This is a genomic window from Nonomuraea sp. NPDC049129, from assembly GCF_040648495.1.
GTDB lineage: Bacteria > Actinomycetota > Actinomycetes > Streptosporangiales > Streptosporangiaceae > Nonomuraea.
This window is the reverse complement of sequence record NZ_JBEZDU010000024.1, coordinates 20748-35384: the sequence shown is the minus strand read 5'-3', so window position 1 is coordinate 35384 and position 14637 is coordinate 20748. Positions and strand designations below refer to the sequence as shown.

The following is a 14637-nucleotide window of genomic DNA, read 5'->3' as shown; positions in this document are numbered from 1 at the left end:
TGTAACACCGGAGAAGCGCAGATGTCTCCTAAAGGTCACAGCGTTGAGATTTGCGTTATCCACGACATAGGTTGAGGCCCGTCAAAGCGAGGAGGCGAGTGTGGCGGTTTCTCCCGACAGTGCGGCCATCGAAGTCGACGGGCTGTGGAAGATCTTCGGCCCAAAGGCGGAAAGGGTCCTGGAGTGCGATGACAGGTATCTCGAACCCGCCGTACTGAGAGAGAAGACAGGTTGCACCGCCGCAGTCAGAGACGTCAGTTTCGAGGTACGGCCCGGCGAGGTGTTCGTCGTCATGGGCCTTTCAGGAAGCGGTAAATCCACCCTGGTCCGCTGCCTCACCAGGCTCATCGAGCCGAGCGCGGGCGAGGTGAGGATCGACGGCGAGGACATCGGCCGCGCCGCCCCCGCCCGCTTACGCGAGATCCGCCGCCACCGGGTCAGCATGGTGTTCCAGCACTTCGGCCTGCTCCCCCACCGGCGGGTGATCGACAACGTCGCCTACGGCCTGGAGGTCCAGGGCCTGGCCAAGGCCGCCCGGCACGCGCGGGCCGGGGAGATCCTCTCCCTCGTCGGCCTCGACGGGCACGCCGACGCCTACCCCGACCAGCTCTCCGGCGGCATGCAGCAGCGGGTCGGCCTGGCCCGCGCGCTCGCCGTCGACCCCCGGGTGATGCTCTTCGACGAGCCGTTCAGCGCGCTCGACCCGCTGATCCGCCGAGACATGCAGGCCGAGGTGATCCGCCTGCACCGCGAGGTCGGCAAGACGATGGTGTTCATCACCCACGACCTGTCCGAGGCGCTGAAGCTGGGCGAACGCATCGCGATCATGCGGGCCGGGTCGATCGTGCAGCTCGGCACGCCGGAGGAGCTGGTGGGCGCGCCGGCCGACGACTACGTGGCCGACTTCGTGCGCGACATCCCCAGGAGCCACGTGCTCACGCTTCGCTGGATCTGCCGCCCGCCCGAGCCCGGCGAGCCCCTCGACGGCCCGGTCCTGCCCGCGCACACGGTCATCAAGGACGCGATCGGCGCCATGTCATCCTCCTCCCGGCCCATCTGGGTCGTCGACGGTGACGAGCTGGCCGGAGTCGTGGACCGGGTGGACATGCTCACCTTCCTCGCGGGGCAGGACTCGGCGACCGCCGTACAGGCGAACGCATGAGCACCACGGCCGTCACGACTCCCTCCAGGCTGCGTGTGCCCAGGTGGGCGCTGCCGGCGGGGATCGCGGTGCTGTTCGCCGTCGCCTACCTCCTCTTCCGCGGCACGGGAACGCTCCCGCACGACAAGTCGGCGCCGCAGTTCCTCGCGGTCACCGACCTGCGCGAGTGGATCGACGACCACCGCAACTCCAACCCGCTGTTCCTGTACTTCCTGAACTACATCCGGATCTTCGTCGGCTCGGTCTACACGGCCTTCCAAACTGGGCTGTACGCGCTCGGCTGGCCCGGACTCATCGGCGTGATGGGCGCGCTGGCCTGGCTCGCGGGCGGCTGGCGGATCGCGCTGCCGGCGGTCGCCGGAGTCGGCTCGTTCGGCGTGCTCGGGCTCTGGCAGTCGAGCGTCGACACGCTGGCCCTGGTCGCGGCCTCGGTGCTGCTGTCGCTGGCGATCGGGATCCCGCTGGGCGTCTGGGCGGGACTCTCGCCACGGGTACGCCGGGCGATCACTCCGGTCCTGGACGTCATGCAGATCATGCCGACGTTCGCCTACCTGGCGCCGCTGGTGCTGTTCTTCCACATCGGCGCGCCCGCCGGCGCCATCGCGACGATGATCTACTCGATTCCGCCGGCCATCCGCATCACCGCGCTGGCCATCGAGCAGGTCTCCCCCACCGCCGTCGAGGCGTCGTCCTCGCTGGGTGCCACGGGCCGCCAGACGCTGTTCAAGGTCTACCTGCCGCTGGCCAGGTCGACGATGGCGCTGGCGGTCAACCAGACCATCATGATGGCGCTGTCGATGGTCGTCATCGCGAACCTCATCTCGGCGCCGGGCCTGGGCGGCGACATCATCCGGGGCCTGTCGCGCGCCCAGGTCGGCATCATGCTCCCGGCCGGGATCGCGATCGTCATCATGGCGGTGGTGCTGGACCGCATGCTGGTCGCACTCGCCAGAAAAGACCCGCACAGCCGAATCGGCCGGGTGCGGCTGATCGTCGCCGCCGCGCTGGCCGCCGGCGGGCTGGCCCTGACGCCGCTGCTGCCCGCCGAGTGGCCCGAGGACTGGACGGTCAACTTCGTCGTCCAGGTCAACGACGCGGTGCACTGGGCCGAGACCAGCTGGTACGGCGTCACGACGTTCGTCAAGGACGTCACCACCGATCTCCTGCTCAACCCGCTGGAGGACCTGCTCACCTCGGCGCCGTGGTGGCTGATCGCCGCCGCCGCGCTGCTCCTGGCCTGGCGGGTGAGCGGGGTACGACCGGCACTCACGGCACTCGGCTGCCTGCTGGCGATCGCGCTGCTCGGCATCTGGGAGCACGCCATGCAGACGCTCACCACCGTCGCGGTCGCGGTGCTCGTCACCCTGGTCATCGGCCTGCTGCTGGGCGTGGCCGCCGCGCGGTCGGCCCGATACTCGGCCGTGCAGCGCCCGATACTCGACGCCGCGCAGACCATGCCGGCCTTCGTCTACCTGCTGCCCGCGCTCGCCCTGTTCGAGACGACCAGGTTCACCGCGATCTTCGCCTCGGTCATCTACGCGGTGCCCCCGGTCGTCCGCCTGGTCGAGGACGGCATCAGGGCGGTGCCCGCGACCGTGGTGGAGGCGGCCACGGCCGCCGGGTCCACCTCGGGCCAGCTCCTGTGGAAGGTGCAGCTGCCGATGGCCCGCCGGGCGATCCTGCTGGCCGCCAACCAGGGCATCGTGATGACGCTGGCCATGGTCGTCGTGGGCGGCCTGGTCGGGGCCGGCGCCCTCGGCTACGACGTGGTCGTGGGCTTCTCCCAGCGGACCGACTTCGGGATGGGGTTCGTCGCCGGCATCGCGACGGTCCTGCTCGGGGTCATGCTCGACCGCATCACGCAGGGTGCCGACAGGCGCCCTTCCCCCCAAAGAAGGAAAACCACATGAAGATTCGCCTGCTCGCAGGCCTTCTCGCGCTCGGGCTCGCGGCTGCGGGATGCGGCGGCGCCAAGGTCGAAGAGCCGTCCAGCTCCGCCGCGCCCAAGGCCCAGGGCAGCGCCTCGAGCGCCGGAACCGTCAAGATAGCGATCAACCCGTGGGTGGGCTACGAGGCCAGCGCCAACGTGGTGGCGTACCTGCTGAAGAACGAGCTCCACTACGACGTCCAGCTCCCGGAGATCAAGGAGCAGCTCGCCTGGGAGGGCTTCGAGACCGGCGACGTGGACGTCATCATCGAGAACTGGGGTCACCCGGACCTGGCGAAGAAGTTCATCGAGGAGAAGAAGGTCGCCCTGTCGGCCGGTTCGACCGGCAACAAGGGCGTCATCGGCTGGTACGTGCCCAAGTGGATGGCCGACAAGTACCCGGACATCACCGACTGGAAGAACCTGAACAAGTACGCCAGCCTGTTCAAGACGTCGGAGTCCGGCGGCAAGGGCCAGCTCCTCGACGGCGACCCCAGCTACGTCACCAATGACGAGGCCCTGGTCAAGAACCTCAAACTGGACTTCAAGGTGGTCACGGGCGGCAGCGAGGCGGCCCTGCTCAAGTCGGCGACCCAGGCGCAGGAGCAGAAGAAGGCGCTGCTGTTCTACTTCTGGACGCCGCACTGGCTCTTCGACAAGGTCGATCTCGTCCGCGTCAACCTGCCCGCCTACACCCAGGGCTGCGACGCCGACGCCAAGAAGGTCGCCTGCGACTACGCGGAGCTGGACCTCGACAAGATCGTGAGCAAGAAGTTCGCCGACACCGGCGGCAAGGCCTACGACCTGGTCAAGAACTTCAACTGGACCAACGAGGACCAGAACGCCGTCGCCAACGACATGACCAACGCGGGCATGACCGGCGAGCAGGCCGCCAAGAAGTGGGTCGAGGCCAACACCGCCAAGTGGCAGGCGTGGATCCCCAAGTAACCGTCTTAACCCCTCTTGACCGCGGCCCCCGGCGGGCCGCGGTCGTGGAGCCTCTCATGCCTCTCATTTCTCTCACGCAAGGCAAGACGATCGCCGGGCCGCTGGTGGCGGCCCTGCTGCTGACGGCCTGTTCCAGCGGGGCGCCGTCGCCCGCCGCCGCGGCGAAGGGCACGGTGCACATCGACGTGCACGGCTGGGTGGGCTACGAGGCCCAGGCCGCCGTACTGACCTACCTGCTCGAACACGAGCTGGGGTACAAGGTCCAGAAGCGCAAGATGAAGGAGGAGGACTCCTGGAAGGGCTTCGAGACCGGCCAGGTCGACGTGATCGTCGAGAACTGGGGGCATAACAATCTCAAGAAGGAGTACATCGAGGACAAGAAGGTCGCACTCTCCGCTGGTCTCACCGGAAACAAAGGCGTGATCGGATGGTACGTCCCCGAGTGGATGGTCAAGAAATATCCGGACATCACGAACTGGCGGAGCCTGAACAAGTATTCGAGCCTATTTCGGACCGCTAAATCCGGAAATTTCGGTCAGGTGCTCGACGGCGATCAGTCGTTCGTCACCAATGACGAGGCGCTCGTGAAGAACCTCGGCCTCGATTACCGGGTCGTCTACTCCGGCAGCGAGGACGCTCTGATCAAGGCGGCACAGGTGGCGACCAAGAATCGTACGCCGGTGCTGATGTATTTCTACGAACCCCAGTGGCTGTTCACCAAGGTCAAACTCGTCAAGATCAACCTGCCCGCCTACTCCATAGGCTGCGACGCCGCCGCCACCAAGGTCGCCTGCGACTATCCGCCGTACCTGCTCGACAAGATCGTGAGCAAGAAGTTCGCCGAGACCGGCGGCCCGGCGTACGAGCTGGTCCGCAATTTCACCTGGAGCAACGACAACCAGAACGCGGTCGCCAGTGACATGATCAACGGCAAGATGACCGCCGACGAGGCGGCCAAGAAGTGGGTCGACGAGAACAAGATCGTGTGGAAGGACTGGATCCCCCGTTGAGGTTCGACTACGTCATCGTGGGCGGCGGGTCGGCGGGGTGCGCCCTGGCCAACCGGCTCAGCGCCGATCCCTCTGTGTCGGTGCTGGTGCTGGAGGCGGGCCGGCCCGACTACTCCTGGGACGTGTTCATCCACATGCCGGCCGCGCTGATGTTCCCCATCGGCAGCCGGTTCTACGACTGGAAGTACGAGTCGGAGCCCGAGCCGTACATGAACGACCGGCGCGTCTACCACGCGCGCGGCAAGGTGCTCGGTGGCTCCAGCAGCATCAACGGCATGATCTTCCAGCGCGGTAACCCGCTGGACTACGAGCGCTGGGCCGCCGATCCGGGCATGGAGAGCTGGGACTACGCGCACTGCCTGCCGTACTTCAAGCGGATGGAGCACTGCCTGGCCGACCCCGGCTCGGAGTTCCGCGGCGACGACGGGCCGCTGATGCTGGAGCGCGGTCCCGCGAAGGGGCCGCTCTTCGATGCGTTCTTCGAGGCCGTCCAGCAGGCCGGGCACCCGCTCACCGACGACGTGAACGGCTTCCGGCAGGAGGGCTTCGCCGCCTTCGACCGCAATGTCTTCCGGGGCCGCCGGCTGAGCGCCGCCCGCGCGTACCTACATCCCGTACGGCATCGCCGCAACCTCACGGTCAGGACGCGGGCCTTCGTGGAGAAGGTGGTCTTCGAGGGCACCCGGGCGGTCGGGGTGATCTGCGACGGCCGCCGCATCCCGGCGGGCGAGGTCATCCTGTGCGGCGGCGCCATCAACTCCCCGCAGCTGCTGCAGCTGTCCGGCGTCGGCCCGCGCGCGCTGCTCGAACCACTCGGCATCGACGTGGTCCACGACCTGCCGGGCGTGGGCGAGAACCTGCAGGACCACCTGGAGGTGTACGTCCAGCACGCCTGCGCCGAGCCGGTGTCGCAGCAGCCGTCGCTGGCCATGTGGCGCCGACCCTTCATAGGCGCGAACTGGCTCTTCCTGCGCGGCGGCCCCGGCGCCACCAACCATTTCGAGGCCGGCGGCTTCATCCGCTCCAACGACCAGGTCCGCTACCCGAACCTGATGTTCCACTTCCTGCCGATCGCGATCCGCTACGACGGCTCGGCCCCGGCTGGCGGCCACGGCTACCAGGTGCACATCGGGCCGATGTACTCCGACGCCCGCGGCTCGGTGCGGATCAGGTCGGCCGATCCCCGGCGGAAGCCCGCGCTGCGGTTCAACTACCTGTCCACCGACCAGGACCGGCGCGAGTGGGTGGAGGCCATCAGGCATGCCCGCGCCATCCTGTCCCAGCCCGCCTGGGCCGGTCTGGACGCCGGTGAGCTCTCGCCGGGGCCCGCCGTACAGACTGACGAGGAGATCCTGGACTGGGTGGCCAGGGACGGCGAGACCGCGCTGCACCCGTCGTGCACCTGCACGATGGGCACCGGCGAGCTGGCCGTCGTGGACCCCGCGACCATGCGCGTCCACGGCCTGGACGGGCTGCGGGTGGTGGACGCCTCGGCCATGCCGTACGTCACGAACGGCAACATCTACGCGCCGGTGATGATGCTGGCCGAGAAGGCGGCCGACCTCGTGCTCGGCAACACCCCCCTGCCACCCGAACCCGTCGAGTTCTACCGCCACACTCCGTGATCCCCCCGAAGGGACCCCGCCCCGACGGACCGTCACCCGCGTGACGAAACACCCGGGAAACCATGGTGGCTACCGCGCTACCGGTCCAGGCGCTGGTAGAGGCGGACCGACAGGACGAAGAAGACGGCGGTGATCGCCAGCGGCCAGACGATCGCCATCGTCACCGCGTGCTGGGCGACCCACGAGTCGCCGCCCCAGCCGGGATTGCCGAACAGCTCCCTGGCCGCCGCGACGGTCGACGACAGCGGGTTCCACTCGGAGACGGCGCCCAGCCAGCCCGGCATGGTGGCCGGGGCGACGAAGGCGTTCGAGAGAAACCCGATCGGAAACTCCAGCGTCTGGATGACCGTCACCGCCCCCGGGTCCTTGGTCACCAGACCGAGGCACATCCCCACCCACAGCAGGGCGAAGCGCAACAGCAGGAGCAGTCCCACGGCCCCGAGCGCCCCGCCGAGGCTCGCCGGGCGCCAGCCCACCGCGAAGCCGCAGGCCAGCAGGCCCGCCAGGACCAGCACCGAGTTGAGCAGGTCGGCGACGGCCCGGCCGATGAGGACGGCCGAGGGGGCCATCGGCATGGACCGGAACCGGTCGGTCACGCCACGGGAGAGGTCCATGGTGATCGCGACCATGGTGGCACCGAGTCCGAACAGCATCGTCATGCCGTACATGCCGGGCATGAGGAAGGCGAAGTAGTCGGCTCCCTCCGGCACGTCCACCGCGCCGCCGAACAGGTAGCCGAACGCGAGGGTGATCACCACGGGGAACGCGACCCCGAACACGATCGTCATGGGCTGGGCGATCCAGTGGATCAGGTCACGCCGCGCGACCGACCACCCGTCGGCCAGCGCCCAGCGCAGCCGGGTGAGCGGCCCGTCCACGGCGGTCGCGGTCAGGTCGGAAGCTACTGCGGTCATGTCGGAGCTCCTAAGGTCGGTTGAGGTCCGAGGAGTTCACTCGGCGCTGCGGTCTGTGAGGGTCTCGCAACAGGAGGGCTTTCAGGCGGCGGTGAGGCTCAGGAAGACCTCGTCGAGTGTCGGCCTGCGCAGCGCGACGTCCTCGGCCTCGATGCCCGCGGCCGAGAACGCCGCCAGGACCGCCGTGAGCGCCTGAACCCGCTCGCTTACCGGGGCGCTCACGTGACGGGTGTCCTCGTCGATCTCGGCGGCCCCGGCGGCCACCCGGCCGACGATGCCGGCGGCCTCGGCCAGCCGCGCCGCGTCCCTGACGACCACGTCGAGCCGGTCGCCGCCGAGCTTGGACTTGAGCTCGCCCGGCGTGCCCTCGGCGACGACCCTTCCGGTGTCGATGACCGAGACGCGGTCCGCGAGCTGGTCGGCCTCCTCCAGGTATTGGGTGGTGAGCAGCACCGTGGTGCCGGTGGCGACGAGGGCGCGCACCGCCTTCCACACCTCGCCGCGGCTGCGCGGATCGAGCCCCGTGGTGGGCTCGTCGAGAAAGAGCACGGGCGGGGAGAGGATCATGCCGGCCGCCAGGTCGAGCCGGCGCCGCATACCGCCTGAATACTCCTTGACCGGGCCCGGATGCTCCAGGCCGAACGCGTCCAGCAGCTCGGCGGCCCGCCTCCTGGCCGCACCGGCGTCCAGGTGGTAGAGGCGGCCGAACAGCTCCAGGTTCTGCCTGCCGGTCAGCACCTCGTCCACCGCCGCGTGCTGGCCGACGAGGCCGATGCTCCGCCGTACCAGCCGGGGACGGGCCGCCACGTCGAACCCGGCCACCTCCGCGCGGCCGCCGTCCGGGCGCAGGAGCGTGGTGAGGATCCTGACGGCCGTGGTCTTGCCCGCGCCGTTCGGGCCGAGCAGCCCGCAGACCGTGCCCTCGGCCACCTCCAGGTCGAAGCCGTCAAGGGCCGTCTTCTTGCCGTACGCCTTGTGCAGGCCCTGTGCGAGCACCGCCGCCATAACGCCTCCTTGAATTCCGTACGCCGTACCGTACAACATACGATCCAGCCCGGCAACCGTACGGTGTACCGTACGAAGGTGACCATCGAGTACTCCGGCAAGGGCGACCCGGCACGCAGCCTGGCCCTGCTCTGGCGCACCAGCGAGCGGACCAGCCGCAAGGGCAAGCCCGACCTGAGCGTCGACCGGATCGTCCGCGCCGCCATCGAGGTGGCCGACGCCGAGGGCCTCCAGGCGCTGTCGATGCGCCGCGTCGCCGAGCGGCTGGGCGTCGGCACGATGTCGCTGTACACGTACGTGCCGGGCAAGCCGGAACTACTCGACGTCATGCTCGACACCGTGTACGGCGAGACTGCCAGGCCGGAGGAATCGCCCGGCGGCGACTGGCGAGCCAGGCTGACGCTCATCGCCAAGGAGAACTGGGCGCTCTACCAGCGCCACCCCTGGCTCCTGCAGGTGGCGACCAACCGGCCGGTGCTGGGACCGAACACCACGGCCAAATACGACTACGAGCTGCGCGCCGTCGACGGCATCGGGCTGACGGACGTGGAGATGGACTCGGTGATCACCTTGGTGACCGGGTTCGTGCACGGCACGGCCCGGGGGGCGGTGGAGGCCGCGCAGGCGGAGAGCCAGACCGGGCTGACGGACGAGCAATGGTGGGCGGCGCACGCGCCGTTCCTCAGCCGAATCACCGACCCGGCGCGCTGGCCCACGGCCTCCCGCGTCGGACAGGCCGCGGCGGAGGCCCTGGGCGGCGCCTACAGCGCGGAACACGCCTTCGAGTTCGGCCTCGAACGCGTCCTCGACGGCATCGACGCCCTGATCAGCCGGCGCGCCGGATCGGCCTAGCCCGGAAGGGTCACCCAGCGGGTCGGATCGGCCTGGCGATCCCCGTTCCGCCGGTTCCGCTAGTGGTCGGCCGCCTGCTTGACGGTGGGTGCGGGGCGGCGATCAGGCAGGCCCGCGGTGGCGAGCGCGTTGCCGAGTTGCCGGTCCGTAGGCGGTACAGTCCAGGTCAGGCCGGGTCCGCCGTTGGCGATCGCGCTCGTCAGCACGCTCCGGAGCACCACCTCGTCGGGTGCCCCCGGCTGCCGGGCCCGCGACTCGTCGTACTGGTCACGGATTCGGGCCAGGTCGAGCAGCAGCGTGGTGCCGGGCCGCCCGTCGTCATCCGGCACGGCGACCCCCTGCGGGCTAAGGCCGTCCCCACCCGGTACGGCGACTCCCAGCACGCCCAGAGCGCTCCCACCAGGTACGGCGGCCTCAGAGCGGATGATCGCGCGCACCCTGGCGGCAAAGCCGTCGCCATCCGTCCAGCCGGGACGCAGGTGCAGCACCCCCGGCTCCTCGGTGGCCAGGAAGCCGGCCAGCAGCGCGCCGACCGTGGTCTGGGGGTCGTGCATGGCCTCCTGCCCCCGGGCGGCGAACCGGTCGGCGAGCAGGTCGAGCGAGATGAGCCGCGGCGGCTCGAACACCGTCAGGACACCGCACTCCCCGCCGATGTCCACCGCGTTCCCCGCGTCGGCGTAGGCCCTCAGACCTTCCAGCAGCGCGGTCGCGGCCTCTTCGTCCAGCCGCGTCTCCCACCCCGCCCTGGGCCCAGCCTCAGGCACGCCGGATGATCCCGATACGGCGACACGGCGGGACCACCAGACGGTCACGCCGAGCACCACGGCGGCGGCCGCGAGCGCGATCCACATGATGCCCGCTAGGAGACGGGCGCCGCGCGCAGGCGAACGACGTGCTCGACGAGGGAGATCAGCGTCCCCTTCACCGACTCGCGGTGCCGCGCGTCCGTACGCACGATCGGCACGTTCGACGACAGCGCCAGCGCCTCGCGCACCTCTTCCTCCGAGTGCGGGAACTGACCCTCCCAGCCGTTGACGCCGACCACGAACGGCAGCTTGGCCTCTTCGAAGTAGTCGATCGCCGGGAAGCTGTCGGCCAGGCGCCGCGTGTCGAGCAGCACCACGGCGCCGATCGCGCCGCGCACGAGGTCGTCCCACATGAACCAGAACCGGTGCTGTCCCGGTGTGCCGAACAGGTAAAGGATCAGGTCACGGTCCAGCGACACGCGCCCGAAGTCCATGGCGACGGTCGTCGTCTGCTTGTTCGGCGTCATGCCGAGGTCGTCGATGCCCGCGGACGCGTCGGTCATCACCGCTTCCGTGGTGAGCGGCAGGATCTCGGACACCGCCCCCACGAACGTCGTCTTGCCGACGCCGAACCCGCCCGCGACGACGATCTTCGTCGACGTGAGGCCGGGGCTAGAGCCTGCGAAGTCCACTGAGCACCCTTTCGAGCATGTTGAGGTCTGGCTGTCCCTCGCTGAGACGTGGCTGGTGCAGGCGGACAAGTCCTTCGTCGGACATGTCCGCCACGAGCACTCGAGCCACGCCCAGCGGGACGCGGAGCAGGGCCGAGATCTCGGCGACCGACCGGAACGAGCGGCAGAGCTGCATGATGGCCTCCTGCTCGGGAGTGAGCATGGACATCTCGTCATCCGGTATGGACATCGACGAGATCAGCGTCTCCATCGCCAGGTGGTAGCGCGGCTCTGAGCGGCCGCCGGTCACCGCGTACGGACGGAACAGGGGCTCATCGTCCCCGGTTCCGTCAATGCCGTACACGGCCCTCCCCCATCAGTTCCATTGCATCACCGCGTCCTGGCCGCCTGAAGCTCCGCCCGCAGGGCCGGCGTCAGCGCCTGGCCCGCCCTGTCGACGAGCAGCGTCATCTGGTACGCCACCAGTCCCATGTCGCAGTCGATCCCCGCCAGCACAGTGAGGACGGAGCCGTCGCTGATCGCCATCACGACGAGCAGCCCGCGCTGCATCTCGACGACGGTCTGCGACACGGAGCCGCCCTCGAACACCCGGGACGCGCCCACGGTCAGGCTCAGCAGGCCTGCGGACACCGCGGCGAGCTGGTCGGCGCGGTCCGGCGGGAAGCCCTCGGAGCTGGCCAGGCAGAGGCCGTCGGCCGAGACGACGACGGCATGCGCGACTCCGGGCGTGTTCCGCACGAAGTCGGTGATCAGCCAGTCGAACCTGTGGGCCTCATGGCTAAGGGTGGTCACTCGCCCTCCCCGGCAGGACGCTCCATCACTGTTGTTCCTCCTGTCCACGTACTTCCGCACGACCCCGGCGTACTCCCTGCTGGAAGCTCGCCAACCTGCTGCGCGACCGCTCGGCGGAGACTGGTGGCATCGGGACCTGCCGCTGCGACTGCTGCGGTTGGCCGGCCGTACCAGGAACCAGGTTCGCCTTCGGAGTGCGCTTGGGTAGCCCCGAGGACGTGGTGCCCCCAAGGCTGGGATCGCTCGCGGCGGCCGCCGCCTGCCAACCGGCGTCAGCGGGGTTTCGCCACGAATCCTCCACAGAGAGTATGGCTTGTGCGGGGGTCGACTCATCCCGGCCCGGCGAATCCGGTGCCCGCTCTTCCGACGGCCGGCGGAACCAGGCGGATTCCACGGCGGCGAAGATCGGCAGGAACTCCTCCTGACCGGGCTCCATGGGCGAGACGTCCACCGACGGCGGCGCGTCCTGCCGACGCGGCTCACCGGTGCTGTAGGGCGTCTGGAACGCGCCATCAGAGCCGGGACCGGGGTAGGAGGGGAAGGAACCGGTACGTTCCTGGCTGGGGTACGACGGGGGCTGGGCCGGATACTGCGGCCCGGAGGCCGGCGGCTGCACCGGATACGCGCGGCCGGGCGACCGCGGCCCCTGGTCCGGTGTGGGATACGACTGCGGCTGGCTCGGGCTGGGGTACGACGGCGACTGGCTCGGGTACGACGGGAAGCCGCCCGAGTCGAAGGACGGCCGGTGCGCCCCGCCGTCCGTGTCGGCGGTGAAGGGACGCGACGTCCCCGAGCCGGTGTCGAAGGAGTCGAAGCTGGCGAACGACCGGAACGTGCCGTTGGGCGCGGGCACGCCGTTGGACGGTGTGGCCGACGGCACGCCGTTCGCGGGCATGCCGTTCGGAGGTGTACCGGCGCCGAACCCGGGCCGCTGGGGCAGCGGCGGCCGGGAGCCGTCGGGGATCAGCGACGGCGGCAGCAGCACCATGGCGATCAGCCCGGTGCCTTCGCCCTTGCGCAGCTGGACCCGGATGCCGTGGCGCAGCGCCAGCCGGCCGACCACGAACAGGCCCATCCGCCGCGACACCGACACGTCCACGACCGGCGGCTCGGCCAGGCGCCGGTTGGCCTCGGCGAGCTCGTCGTCGGTCATGCTGATGCCGACGTCGTTCACCGACAGCAGCGCGCCGCCGCCTTCGATGAGGCTGCTCGACACCACGACGTTGGAGTTGTTCGGGGAGAACTGGATGGCGTTCTCGACCAGCTCGGCCACCAGGTGGACGAGGTCGTTGGCCGCGCTGCCGAGCACCGAGGTGGCTCGGTGCACCTTGACCTGGACGCGCTCGTAGCCCTCGACCTCCGACAGCGCCGCGCGGACCACGTCGACCAGCTTGGCCGGCTGACTGCGCCTCCGAGTGGCCTCGTGCCCGGCCAGGACCAGGAGGTTCTCCGAGTTGCGCCGCATGCGGGTGGCCAGGTGGTCGAGCTTGAACAGGTCGGCCAGGCGGGCGCCGTCCTGCTCGCCCTTCTCCAGGCCGTCGATCAGTGAGATCTGCCGCTCGACCAGCGTCTGGGTGCGGCGCGAAAGGTTGACGAACATCGAGCTGATGTTGCTGCGGAGGTCGGCCTCCTCGCCCGCCAGCCGTACGGCCTGGCGGTGCACCTGGTCGAAGGCCCTGGCCACGTCGCCGATCTCGTCGTCGCCCTCGATCTCGATCGGGCGGACGTCGGCGGGGGCGTCACCGGTGACGCGGAGCTTGCGCACCACGTCGGGCAGCCGGAACCCGGCGATCTCCAGGGCCTCGGTGCGCAGGCGGCGCAGCGGCGTGACCATCGAGCGGGCGATCGCGACGGTGAACAGCAGGACGAGCAGCAGCAGCGCCACGATGAGCACACCGGCGATGATCGCGTTGCGGGTCTCGGAGTCGCGTAGCTCCTGGCTACGCAGCGCCACCTTCTGGCTCAGGTCGCCCTCGATCGAGTGGAGGATGTCGATGGCGGTGGCGTTGTCGTCGAACCACTGGTCCGGCGCCGGCTTCTTGGGGTCGGTCTGGGCGAGCAGGTCGTCCCTGATCCTGACGCCCGGTGCCTTGCCGGCGGCGAGCGTGATGGCGCGGGCCTTGGTCAGCTCGGTGTTGTAGTACTCGGGCGCCGTCAGCGCCTTCGACAGCGCGAGGCCGACGACCGGTCCGGCCTCCTGGCCGACGGAGGCGATCTCCGCGCGCTGCCTGGCGTTGGAGGCGATGAACCGCTCGACCTCCTTGGCGTCCACGCTCGCGGAGTTGTAGTAGCCCTTGAGCAGCTGGACGCGCTGCTTGGAGACCTCCTCCTTCGCGCGCGCCAGCGCGCTCAGCGCGCGGAACTGGCCGATGATCTGCGAGTCGTCGCTGAGCAGGCTCAGCTCGTCGTGCAGCTTGAGCAGCGTGTCGAGCAGCGAGTCGTAGCGGGTGGTGTCCTTCTGGCCCTCGCTGCGGGTCCTGTTCAGGACGTTGAAGTCGTAGCGGGCCCGCTTGACCGCGTTGAGCACGCGGTCGCCGTAGGACTCGTCCATGACCGCCATGTCGGCCTGCACGGTCCTGACCAGCGCGTCGACCTTCGCCTTGCGCTCTTTGTACGGCTCGGTGAGCTTCTTGCGCACCCTGCTGGAGGCGGCCAGCCAGCCGCCGGTGTCACGCTCCAGCCCGAGCGCTTGTACCAGGTCGCGGATGTGACCTGCCTGCTCCGCGGCGAGCGCCGTGCGGTCGTAGTCGCCGATGCTCTGAACCGAGCCCACCACGCGCGCTCCCCCGAGCACGACTCCCGCCATGGTGGGAACGAGGACCAGCGCGGTGAGACGCCATCTCACGCGCCAGTTACGCAGCCCCAGCCGGGGCAGCAGCCGCTTTCCGCGGGCCTGCCTGGCGGTTTGGCCGCCTTCGGAGTTCCCCGTAGTCACTGCTTCCGCTACCCCTCAATCATCCCGTT

13 protein-coding genes are annotated in these 14637 nt (G+C 69.5%); 6 read left to right on the top strand and 7 right to left on the bottom strand.

Annotation, left to right across the window (positions count from 1 at the left end):
* Positions 1-100 precede the first annotated feature (100 nt).
* Genes AB0B64_RS47230 through betA form a run of 5 tightly spaced genes read left to right on the top strand, consistent with a single transcriptional unit; the run spans position 101 to position 6672 of the window.
* Positions 101-1162 carry a glycine betaine/L-proline ABC transporter ATP-binding protein gene (locus tag AB0B64_RS47230; RefSeq protein WP_358191347.1) on the top strand — a complete coding sequence of 354 codons (1062 nt, stop codon included), beginning with the start codon at positions 101-103 and terminating at the stop codon, positions 1160-1162.
* Positions 1159-3072, top strand: a complete 1914-nt coding sequence (locus tag AB0B64_RS47225; protein ID WP_358191338.1) for an ABC transporter permease subunit — start codon at positions 1159-1161, stop codon at positions 3070-3072. The genes AB0B64_RS47230 and AB0B64_RS47225 overlap by 4 nt, the downstream gene beginning before the upstream one ends.
* On the top strand, positions 3069-4037 hold the full coding sequence (locus AB0B64_RS47220) for an ABC transporter substrate-binding protein (RefSeq protein ID WP_358191330.1): 969 nt from the start codon (positions 3069-3071) through the stop codon (positions 4035-4037). The genes AB0B64_RS47225 and AB0B64_RS47220 overlap by 4 nt, the downstream gene beginning before the upstream one ends.
* A 56-nt stretch (positions 4038-4093) precedes the next feature.
* On the top strand, positions 4094-5047 hold the full coding sequence (locus tag AB0B64_RS47215) for an ABC transporter substrate-binding protein (RefSeq protein WP_357942893.1): 954 nt from the start codon (positions 4094-4096) through the stop codon (positions 5045-5047).
* On the top strand, positions 5044-6672 hold the full coding sequence (gene betA / locus AB0B64_RS47210) for a choline dehydrogenase (protein ID WP_357942891.1): 1629 nt from the start codon (positions 5044-5046) through the stop codon (positions 6670-6672). Before AB0B64_RS47215 ends, betA begins: the two co-directional genes overlap by 4 nt.
* A 77-nt stretch (positions 6673-6749) precedes the next feature.
* On the opposite strand, the gene AB0B64_RS47205 is transcribed toward betA, so the two are convergent.
* Together AB0B64_RS47205 and AB0B64_RS47200 are read right to left on the bottom strand one after the other, a co-directional pair.
* Positions 6750-7586 carry an ABC transporter permease gene (locus AB0B64_RS47205; protein ID WP_358191315.1) on the bottom strand — a complete coding sequence of 279 codons (837 nt, stop codon included), beginning with the start codon at positions 7584-7586 and terminating at the stop codon, positions 6750-6752.
* A gap of 81 nt (positions 7587-7667) precedes the next feature.
* Entirely contained in the window at positions 7668-8591 is a 924-nt protein-coding gene (locus AB0B64_RS47200; RefSeq protein ID WP_358191309.1) for an ATP-binding cassette domain-containing protein, read from the bottom strand.
* A gap of 78 nt (positions 8592-8669) precedes the next feature.
* On the opposite strand from AB0B64_RS47200, the gene AB0B64_RS47195 reads away from it, so the two are divergent.
* Positions 8670-9443, top strand: a complete 774-nt coding sequence (locus tag AB0B64_RS47195; RefSeq protein ID WP_358191299.1) for a TetR/AcrR family transcriptional regulator — start codon at positions 8670-8672, stop codon at positions 9441-9443.
* Positions 9444-9502: 59 nt separating this feature from the next.
* On the opposite strand, the gene AB0B64_RS47190 is transcribed toward AB0B64_RS47195, so the two are convergent.
* The 5 genes from AB0B64_RS47190 to AB0B64_RS47170 are packed head-to-tail and all read right to left on the bottom strand — an operon-like array spanning position 9503 to position 14608.
* A complete protein-coding gene (locus AB0B64_RS47190) occupies positions 9503-10294 on the bottom strand; it encodes a hypothetical protein (RefSeq protein WP_358191292.1) in 792 nt (263 codons plus the stop codon).
* Between the two features lie 8 nt (positions 10295-10302).
* Positions 10303-10881, bottom strand: coding sequence for an ATP/GTP-binding protein (locus AB0B64_RS47185; RefSeq protein WP_225290471.1), 579 nt, complete (start codon positions 10879-10881; stop codon positions 10303-10305).
* The gene (locus tag AB0B64_RS47180; protein WP_357942881.1) at positions 10862-11224 is read right to left on the bottom strand and encodes a DUF742 domain-containing protein; all 363 of its coding nucleotides are present in this window, start codon (positions 11222-11224) and stop codon (positions 10862-10864) included. The genes AB0B64_RS47185 and AB0B64_RS47180 overlap by 20 nt, the downstream gene beginning before the upstream one ends.
* 26 nt (positions 11225-11250) lie before the next feature.
* On the bottom strand, positions 11251-11673 hold the full coding sequence (locus tag AB0B64_RS47175; protein WP_214641598.1) for a roadblock/LC7 domain-containing protein: 423 nt from the start codon (positions 11671-11673) through the stop codon (positions 11251-11253).
* A gap of 25 nt (positions 11674-11698) precedes the next feature.
* Entirely contained in the window at positions 11699-14608 is a 2910-nt protein-coding gene (locus AB0B64_RS47170) for a nitrate- and nitrite sensing domain-containing protein (protein ID WP_358191272.1), read from the bottom strand.
* Positions 14609-14637 lie beyond the last annotated feature (29 nt).

Bases quoted from the DNA above. Each gene is read 5' to 3' on its own strand.
- AB0B64_RS47220 (WP_358191330.1), top strand. From the start codon at position 3,069: ATGAAGATTCGCCTGCTCGCAGGCCTTCTCGCGCTCGGGCTCGCGGCT.
- AB0B64_RS47190 (WP_358191292.1), bottom strand. From the start codon at position 10,294: ATGTGGATCGCGCTCGCGGCCGCCGCCGTGGTGCTCGGCGTGACCGTC.
- AB0B64_RS47215 (WP_357942893.1), top strand. From the start codon at position 4,094: ATGCCTCTCATTTCTCTCACGCAAGGCAAGACGATCGCCGGGCCGCTG.
- AB0B64_RS47205 (WP_358191315.1), bottom strand. From the start codon at position 7,586: ATGACCGCAGTAGCTTCCGACCTGACCGCGACCGCCGTGGACGGGCCG.
- AB0B64_RS47225 (WP_358191338.1), top strand. From the start codon at position 1,159: ATGAGCACCACGGCCGTCACGACTCCCTCCAGGCTGCGTGTGCCCAGG.
- AB0B64_RS47200 (WP_358191309.1), bottom strand. From the start codon at position 8,591: ATGGCGGCGGTGCTCGCACAGGGCCTGCACAAGGCGTACGGCAAGAAG.